This window comes from Micromonospora gifhornensis, from assembly GCF_016863515.1.
Classification (GTDB): domain Bacteria; phylum Actinomycetota; class Actinomycetes; order Mycobacteriales; family Micromonosporaceae; genus Micromonospora; species Micromonospora gifhornensis.
Genome location: NZ_BOPA01000081.1, coordinates 1 through 8,015 on the forward strand (window position 1 = coordinate 1; position 8,015 = coordinate 8,015).

8 protein-coding genes are annotated in these 8,015 nt (G+C 70.2%); 3 read left to right on the forward strand and 5 right to left on the reverse strand.

Annotation, left to right across the window (positions count from 1 at the left end; genetic code table 11):
* Positions 1–27: 27 nt before the first annotated feature.
* Both Vgi01_RS30075 and Vgi01_RS30080 read right to left on the reverse strand, forming a co-directional pair.
* Positions 28–864, reverse strand: coding sequence for an undecaprenyl-diphosphate phosphatase (locus Vgi01_RS30075; protein ID WP_102659176.1), 837 nt, complete (start codon positions 862–864; stop codon positions 28–30).
* Positions 861–1,913, reverse strand: coding sequence for an LLM class F420-dependent oxidoreductase (locus tag Vgi01_RS30080; RefSeq protein ID WP_102659175.1), 1,053 nt, complete (start codon positions 1,911–1,913; stop codon positions 861–863). Before Vgi01_RS30080 ends, Vgi01_RS30075 begins: the two co-directional genes overlap by 4 nt.
* Before the next feature lie 138 nt (positions 1,914–2,051).
* On the opposite strand from Vgi01_RS30080, the gene Vgi01_RS30085 reads away from it, so the two are divergent.
* A complete protein-coding gene (locus Vgi01_RS30085) occupies positions 2,052–3,023 on the forward strand; it encodes an aldo/keto reductase (protein WP_204293317.1) in 972 nt (323 codons plus the stop codon).
* Between the two features lie 69 nt (positions 3,024–3,092).
* The gene (locus Vgi01_RS30090) at positions 3,093–3,284 is read left to right on the forward strand and encodes a DUF5703 family protein (protein WP_102659174.1); all 192 of its coding nucleotides are present in this window, start codon (positions 3,093–3,095) and stop codon (positions 3,282–3,284) included.
* A gap of 24 nt (positions 3,285–3,308) precedes the next feature.
* On the opposite strand, the gene Vgi01_RS30095 is transcribed toward Vgi01_RS30090, so the two are convergent.
* Positions 3,309–4,034, reverse strand: a complete 726-nt coding sequence (locus tag Vgi01_RS30095; protein ID WP_204293318.1) for a YoaK family protein — start codon at positions 4,032–4,034, stop codon at positions 3,309–3,311.
* A 299-nt stretch (positions 4,035–4,333) separates the two neighbouring features.
* Between Vgi01_RS30095 and Vgi01_RS30100 the strand changes: the two genes are divergently transcribed.
* Positions 4,334–6,352, forward strand: a complete 2,019-nt coding sequence (locus tag Vgi01_RS30100; RefSeq protein ID WP_204293319.1) for a helix-turn-helix transcriptional regulator — start codon at positions 4,334–4,336, stop codon at positions 6,350–6,352.
* Between the two features lie 73 nt (positions 6,353–6,425).
* Here Vgi01_RS30100 and Vgi01_RS30105 read toward each other — a convergent pair whose 3' ends face one another.
* Positions 6,426–7,571, reverse strand: coding sequence for a cupin domain-containing protein (locus Vgi01_RS30105; protein ID WP_204293320.1), 1,146 nt, complete (start codon positions 7,569–7,571; stop codon positions 6,426–6,428).
* The gene (locus Vgi01_RS30110) at positions 7,555–7,800 is read right to left on the reverse strand and encodes a hypothetical protein (RefSeq protein WP_102659171.1); all 246 of its coding nucleotides are present in this window, start codon (positions 7,798–7,800) and stop codon (positions 7,555–7,557) included. The genes Vgi01_RS30105 and Vgi01_RS30110 overlap by 17 nt, the downstream gene beginning before the upstream one ends.
* Positions 7,801–8,015 lie beyond the last annotated feature (215 nt).

An 8,015-nucleotide genomic window follows, 5' to 3' on the forward strand; every position in this document is an offset into this window, starting at 1 on the left:
CCCTCACCGCAACCACGTCAGAACCGGTCAGGTGGCGCTGATCGTCCCGGTCATCAGGAGGGCGAGGACGAGGGTGCCGACCGCCACCCGGTAGAGCACGAAGACGTACAACGTGTGGTGGGCGACGTAGCGCAACAGCCAGGCGATGGCCGCGTAGCCGACCGCGAACGCGATGAGCGTGGCGACGACCATCTGCGCGACGCTGGGCACCGAGGTGCCCGGTGCGGCGGGCTCGAAGACGTCACCGAGGCTGAAGATCCCGGACATCACGACTGCCGGGATGGCCAGCAGGAACGAGTACCGGGCGGCCGTCTCCCGGGTCAGGTTGAGGAACAGGCCGAAGGTCAGTGTCGCGCCGGAGCGGGACACGCCGGGGATGAGTGCCAGCGCCTGGGCGAAACCCATGACCACGCCGTCGCGCATCCGGAAGTTCTTCAGGGTCCGGGTCTGCCGGCCCCAGTACTCGGCGAAGGCCAGGATGAAGGCGAACACGATGAGGGTGGTGGCGACGACCCACAGGTTGCGGGCGGTTTCCCGGATCTGGTCCTTGAACAGGAAGCCGAACAGCCCGATCGGGATGGACCCGACGATCACGTACCAGCCCATCCGGTAGTCGAGGCTGGAACGGACCGACGAGTCCCAGATCCCGACCGTCCAGGTCCGGCCGATGCGCCAGATGTCCTTGGCGAAGTAGAGCAGGACGGCCGCCTCGGTGCCCAACTGGGTCACCGCGGTGAAGGAGGCACCCGCGTCCTGGTCGAAGAAGATCGCCGAGGTGATCCGCAGGTGCCCCGAGGAGCTGACCGGCAGGAACTCGGTCAGGCCCTGGACGATGCCCAGGACGATGGCTTCGATCCAGGTCACTCCCCGACTCCCGAAAGCTCCAGGGCCTCGGCGACGGTACGCAGCGTCTGCACCCCGCTGTCCCGGTCGGCCACGAAGAGCGTCACCGACAGGGTGGTCACGCCGGCCTCGGCGTACTCCCGCATCCGCTCGGCGATGCGTTCCTTCGGCCCGAGGAGCGACGTACGGTCGATGAACTCCAGCGGCACCGCGGCGGCGGCGTCGCGCTGCCGCTTGGCCAGGTAGAGGTCCTGGACCTCGCGGGCGGCGTCGCCGTACCCCATCCGGGTGGCGAGTTGGTTGTAGAAGTTCTGCTGCCGGCTGCCCATGCCGCCGACGTACAGGGCGGCGTACCAGCGGACCAGTTCGGCGCAGGAGTCGACGTCGTCGCCGATCACGACCGGTACGGAGGGCACCACGTCGAAGCCGGCGAGTTCCTTACCGGCGCGGGCCCGACCGGCGGCCACCGAGGCGAGCTGCTCCTGGGCGTACTCGGGGGCGTAGAAGATGGCCAGCCAGCCGTCGGCGATCTCGCCGGCCAGTTCCAGGTTCTTCGGCCCGACCGCGGCCAGGTAGATCGGGATCTCCTCGCGCGGCGGGTGGAACCCCAGCCGCAGCGCCTTGCCGGGCCCGTCGGGCAGCGGCAGGGTGTAGAACTGGCCGTCGTAGCTGACTTCCTTGCGGGCCACCGCCATCTTGACGATGTCGACGTACTCCCGGGTGCGGGCCAGTGGCTTGCCAAAGCGTACGCCGTGCCAGCCCTCGGAGACCTGCGGCCCCGACACGCCCAGGCCGAGCCGGAACCGGCCGCCGGAGAGGGTGTCGATGGTGGCGGCGGTCATCGCGGTCATCGCCGGTGTGCGGGCGGGAATCTGCATCACGGCGCTGCCGATGTCGATCCGCTGCGTCTGCCCGGCCATCCAGGCGAGCATGCTCGGCGAGTCGGAACCGTACGCCTCCGCCGCCCACACCACGGAGTAACCGAGCCGGTCCGCCTCCTGAGCCAGGGCCAGATGATCAGCCGGCGTGCTCCACGCTGTCTGGTATCCGAGGCTTAGCCCGAGTCGCACAGAGTCCTCCCCTATCCGCAGTCGCATCAGGTTACGCAATGGTGGCGGTAGGGACGATCACCGGCTCACCCCGAATCGCGAGCAGACTCGGCAGGAGCGAGGATATCGGTCTGGCCCGGTTCGAAATAAGGTTCAACCATGCAGCAGCGACCGCTCGGCCGAAGCGGGCTGGCGGTTTCCCGGCTCGCGCTCGGCACCATGACCTGGGGTCGGGACACCGACGCCGATGACGCGGCCGCCCAACTGAAGAGCTACCTCGACGCGGGTGGAAACCTCGTCGACACCGCCGACGTGTACGGCGACGGGGACGCCGAGTCGGTGATCGGCTCGCTGCTGGGCGGTCTGGTGCCGCGCGAGGAGCTGCTCATCGCCACCAAGGCCGGCCTGCGTCCCGGCGGCAGCCGGCGTCGGGACGGTTCCCGGGGGCATCTGCTGCGTACGTTGGACGCCTCACTGCGCCGGCTGGGCACCGACTACGTCGACCTGTTCCAGGTGCACGGCTACGACCCGCAGACGCCGTTGGAGGAGACCCTGGCCGCGCTGGACCACGCGGTGGCCAGCGGTCGGGTCCGCTACGTCGGCGTGTCGAACTTCTCCGGTTGGCAGACGGCCCGGGCGGCGGCCTGGCAGGCGGCCTGGCCGGGGCGGGCCCCGGTGGTGGCCGCCCAGGTGGAGTACTCGCTGCTGGAGCGGGGGGTGGAGCGGGAGGTGCTGCCGGCCTGCGACGCGCTCGGGTTGGGTGTACTGCCGTGGTCGCCGCTGGGTCGGGGGGTGCTGACCGGTAAGTACCGGCACGGTCGGCCGGCCGACTCCCGGGCGGTCTCGCCCCATTTCGAGAGGTTCGTCGCTACCTATCTGGAGCCGCGCTGCTCCAGCATCGTGGAGGCGGTGGCGACCGCGGCGAGCGGCCTGGGGGTGTCTCCGCTGGAGGTGGCGCTGGCCTGGATCCGGGACCGCCCCGGGGTGACCGCGCCGATCCTCGGCGCCCGCACCTGCGGGCAGTTGCTCGGTGCGCTCCAGGTGGAGCGGATGACCCTGCCCGAGGAGATCACCACGGCGCTGGACGACGTCTCGGCGGTGGAGGTCGGCTACCCCGAGCGCGACGGCTGACCCGCACGTCCGAGGCGAGGTCAGCCCCAGGGTGGCGTCATGGGGGTCGGCCTGGGCAGCATAGGGCTCATGGACTACGAATACGCGCCGCTGCGGCTGCCGCCGAACGTCGACCGGTTGACCGCCGCGGCGCAGTTGGCGATTCAGGCGGAATTCTCCGGCTGGGAGTTGGCCCAGGTGCGGCTGTACCGGGACGGCACCCGACAGGTGGTGCTGCGCCGCCGTCGGGTCAACCAGCCACAGCCGGGACTGTCGTACTGAGGGTCGGCGCGGCCCACGGGTGGGTCAGGACCGGTGCCGGATCAGGGGCGCCACGGCCAGCAGGACGACGGTCGCCCAGGCCGGCACCCACAGCGGTCGGTGCTGTGCCACGGTCCCGAGCGCACCACCCACCGCGTAACTGGCGAGCGTCCACAGCCCGAGCAGGAAACCCTTCCTGGCCCTGGTGCGGCCCGTCGGTGGGCCGAGCAGCCAGCCGACGATCCGTTCGCCGGTCTTCGCCACCGTGCCCGACTGGTAGGTGATGGTGGTGGCCACCCCGGCGGTGCGGACGAACAGCGTGGCCAGGGCCCCCATCGCGAACCCACCGACGGCCGCCAGCAGCGCCCGAAGCTGCGGGCTGTCCCGGCCGTACTGGAACACCACGTTGAGCGCCGTCCACAACGCGACGGCGGCCACGGCGACGGCAAGCCCACGGAACACCGGCGACCACCGACTGTCCACCGCGCGTAGCCGGCTGGTCAGGCCCGTTCCGACGATGAACGCCAGCATCGACGCCGCCGCCGTCGGCCAGGCCGGATGCCCGCCGGCCGGTCCGATGCCCAGGAACAGCACGTTGCTGGACTGGTTGCCCACGAAGGCCCCGTAGCGCAGGAATGCGAAGGCGTCCAGGAAACCGGCGACCACCGTGGTCACGCCCAGCACCACGATCGGATGGCGGAACTCGCTGTACACGTCCTCCAGGTCGGGTCCGGACCGATTCGCCTCGGCAGGCGGTTCGGCACGTGACATCGGTTCTCCACACCTGGCTGTCCGTTCGGGCGGTCCCGTAGGGTTCGGCGTCGTTGCGACGGGTGCCGATGACTTCGCAACTTACCGAACCACGGTTACCGAATGGGTGGATACCGCCGAATAGCCGGGGGTACAGAAAACGCCCACCGACAACTGTCGATCGCCGAATTCTCCTCGCGTGCATCTCGGTTTCCGGTCCGAATCCGACCCTCGCCTGGTTAGCCTCGCCATAGCGGCTCCCGACTGCCAGTGGCGTCCGAGAGTCGAATTCGGGGAGGCACTGACCAAAGGTGATGGCGATGCCCGAGGCATCCGTGCGACGTCCCAAGATGTCCACCGGCGGGTCACCGGCGACAAGCGATATCGAGCGGTACGTCCTGCGGGTGATCGCCATCGCCGACGCGCCCTGCGAACTGTGGTTCCTCGACCGGCTGCTGGCCCGCGCGGGCGTGCCGACCTGGCCGGCGCTGGACACCACGCTGGAAGACCTGATCTCCCGGGGAACGCTCGTCGACAGCCCGGCCGGCCTGCGACTGGCCTCGTCGCGACTGCGCGACGGAGTGTTGGCCGAGACTCCGGCCTCGACGCAGCGGGGACTGCGGGAGAGCGCCGCCGAGGTGCTGGCCGACGCCGGCCGCCCGGCCCAGGCCGCCCGCCACCTGCTGCGGGCCATGCCGACGGCGGCGGGAACCACCCGAGAGTTGGCCGCCCGGTTGGCGACCGATCCGGCGGTGGGTCCGACCCTCTCGGCGGACCTGCTGCTCGCGGGCGGGCCACCCGACACGGCCGATCGTCTCCTGGACTGGCTCGTCGCCACCGCCGACAACCTCTTCCTCGCCGGGCGGCTCGCCGAGGCCATGCACCTGCTGCGCACCGAGCTGGCCGTCGACCGGTACGGCCCACGCCAGCGCGCCCTGCTGCTGGGCCGGCTCGGCGCCTACTACGCCACCCAGCGTCCCTCGCTGTCGATGACCTACCTGGAACGGGCGCTTGACCAACACCTGGACGGCGCGCAGCGCAGCTGGACGCTCGCCATGCGGGCGTCGGTGGCCGCCCGGTTCGGCTACGCCGACAGCGGTGATCTGCTGGCCGAGGCGCAGCAGGCACATCGTGCCGTTCCCACCGCCGAGGGCGAGATCCGGCTGGCCCTGGCGCGGGCGGCCCAGGCCACGGCTGCCGCCGACCTGCCCAGCGCCAGCCGCATCCTGCAGGACGTCGACGCCGACGCGCCAGCGGCCCGCAGCCAACTGGTCTTCCTGCGGGTCGACCGGATCGCCAACCAGCTATCCCTCGGCCGGTTCACCGACGCACGAAGCGCCCTCGATGCCGTCACCGACGAGATCGACACGCTCGGTGGTGTGGCGTGGCCGCTGGTCACCGCGCTGGACTGCGTCGCTCGTCTGGCGGTGGGCGAGTTCGCCGAGGCCGGGGCACGAGCCCGGTTGGCCCTCGACGGGCCGCAGGCCGACGCGCTGACCGACGAGGCCCGTGCCACCCTGCTCGCCACCGTCGTGGAGGACCTGCTGCGTCGCGGCGAGGTCTCCATGGCCCGGGCCCTGCTGACGCCGGAGAAGCCGACACTGGACTGGCCGGACGGCCTCGGGTGGTTCCACCTGGGCGCCGCCGCGGCCGCAGACCCCGAACCCGACCGGCACGCTCCCCTGCTCAGGGCGATCCTGGAAATGTCGAACCGGTCGGCGGCTCCCCTTCTGCTGGTGCCGCACCACGGCCCACGACTGGTCCGCACCGCCCTGCTGCTCGGCGACCAGCAGCACGCCCGGATCCTCACCAACCACCTGAAGCGGGTCGCCGGCACGGTGAACAACCGGCTCTGGCAGGGCATCGCCCATCATGCCGACGGGATCATCACCGGTGATCCCGCGGCGCTGGCCACGGCGGTGGCCCGGCTGCGTACCACGGCGGCACGTCCGGCGCTGGCCGATGCGCTGTTCGAGCTGGGCCGGTCGGCACGCGTACCGCGGGAGGAGGCGATCGACGTCCTCGACGAGTGCGCCGCCCTCTACGCGCGGCTCGGCGCCACCGGCGACCACGACCGGGCGCGGCAGCACCGCCAGCAGCTCGGTGCCGGTACGCGCACCCGCAGCGCGGTCCGGCCCGACGGGCCGGCCGCACTGACCCCCGCCGAGGCGCGGGTCGCCGAACTGCTCGCCGGTGGCGCGACGAAACAGCAGGCCGCCGCCGAGCTCTTCATCTCGTTCCACACCGTGGACACCCACCTACGGGCGATCTACACCAAGCTCGGCATCCGGAGTCGGGTACAACTGGCCCGCCGCTGGGACGCCCGCCCGCCCTCCTGACCTCGACGGACGCCCACACGCGGACACCACGACCGGGTGTGCTGGTCGTGGTGTCCGCGTACGCGGCTCGTCCTCAGTGCCGCTGCACGGCGTTCTTCACCTTCGGCAGCACCTCGATGACCTGCCGCTGCATGTTGAGGGTGTCGGCGACGACCTGCGGCGGGACATTGGCCAGCCACTGCGCCAGTGACATGTCCTCGAACTTCGCGGTCCGGAACAGTTCCAGGTACACGAACGGTTCGTCGCCGAGGTTCTCGATGTAGTGGCCCAGTGAGATCGGCACGTAGCCGACGTCGCCGCGTTGCAGGTTGAAGGTCCGGGCCGTGGAGCCGCCGCTGAAGACCCCCATCCGGCCCTGGCCGGAGATGACGTACTGCATCTCGGCGCCGTTGGGGTGCCAGTGAAGTTCCCGCATGGCGCCCGGTTCCAACTCCACCATCGCCACCGTCGTGGTGGTCGCGGCGGCGAAGTTGGTCGAGTCGGCGATGCGTACGCTGCCGCCCTCGAACCGCTCGGGCGTCTGGGAGAGGAACGCGTGCTTGAAGGTCCGCGGCACGTCGCCGGTGGGGCTGAAGACCCGCTGCTCGGCCAGCGGCGGAGGCACCTGCCCGTGGAACATGTACTTCTCGCGCTCCGGCAGGTTGCGCATCTGTTCCTCGGTCCAGCCGAAGTTCTTCGCGATCACCGACCTGGGCACGTGCGCGAGGAAGTCGGTCAGCTGGAAGGTGGCGTCCTCGGAGTAGCACCCGTCGTCGAAGACCAGGAGGAACTCCATGCCCTCCTCGAAGGCCTGGATGTAGTGCGGGATGCCCGCCGGGAAGTACCAGAGGTCGCCTTCCTTGACGTCTTCGAGGAAGTTGCGTCCCTCCTGGTCCACCGCGCCGATGCGGCCGCTGCCCTTGAGGATGATCGACCACTCGGACTGGATGTGCCAGTGCAGTTCCCGGTACGCCCCCGGGTCGAGCTTCATGTCGATGATCGCCAGGTCGTGCGCGATCGGCAGGAGTCGGTCGGTGATCTCCCGGGTCCAGCCGCCGCTTTCCCGGCGGGTGTGGGCCAGCGAGAAGGGGAACACCATGTTGGGCAGCAGACCGTCGTCGGTCGACGGCGGGGTGACCAGGTCGGGATGGGTGTCGTCGATTGCCGGGTTACGCGGAAGGGTTCCGACAAGTGACCCGTTGCCGTTCGAGTGCATCCCGAACTCATCGGACTTGCGCATCGCGAACAACCTCTCGTTGAGGGGCCGCCATCTTGGCGACCCGGGATGGGACGAAGAGCGCGCGGACCCGCCCAGTGCCCTGGAGCGCGACCGCGAGTGGGATCGCGGCACAGAGGAAGGCGGCTGCCGCGATGCTCCAGATGGGCGCGCCGATGACGATTCCGACAGCGGTCAGAGCGGCGAACGAGTAGAACTTGACGCGCAGTCCGGCCGTGGAAACCAGATCCATCGCGGACCTCCTTCGTCGTGGAGAAAGTGCCGAAGAACGACAGATGTCCGGGAAGTCAAGGCACACCGACCAGCGCCCACAACTGCGATCCTGACGCGGAGGCGACGGATTCGGAATCACGCGATCGCGCCATTCGGCCGAATGCGACCTGGCGCGCAGACCGCTACGGTGTGCGGGCGAATCGGTGCCGTTTACGCGATTAGCGGTCGGGTAGT

Excerpts from the sequence above, each read along its gene's own strand:
- Vgi01_RS30085 (WP_204293317.1), top strand. The coding sequence starts at position 2,052 with ATGCAGCAGCGACCGCTCGGCCGAAGCGGGCTGGCGGTTTCCCGGCTC.
- Vgi01_RS30090 (WP_102659174.1), top strand. The coding sequence starts at position 3,093 with ATGGACTACGAATACGCGCCGCTGCGGCTGCCGCCGAACGTCGACCGG.
- Vgi01_RS30095 (WP_204293318.1), bottom strand. The coding sequence starts at position 4,034 with ATGTCACGTGCCGAACCGCCTGCCGAGGCGAATCGGTCCGGACCCGAC.
- Vgi01_RS30100 (WP_204293319.1), top strand. The coding sequence starts at position 4,334 with ATGCCCGAGGCATCCGTGCGACGTCCCAAGATGTCCACCGGCGGGTCA.
- Vgi01_RS30105 (WP_204293320.1), bottom strand. The coding sequence starts at position 7,571 with ATGCGCAAGTCCGATGAGTTCGGGATGCACTCGAACGGCAACGGGTCA.
- Vgi01_RS30110 (WP_102659171.1), bottom strand. The coding sequence starts at position 7,800 with ATGGATCTGGTTTCCACGGCCGGACTGCGCGTCAAGTTCTACTCGTTC.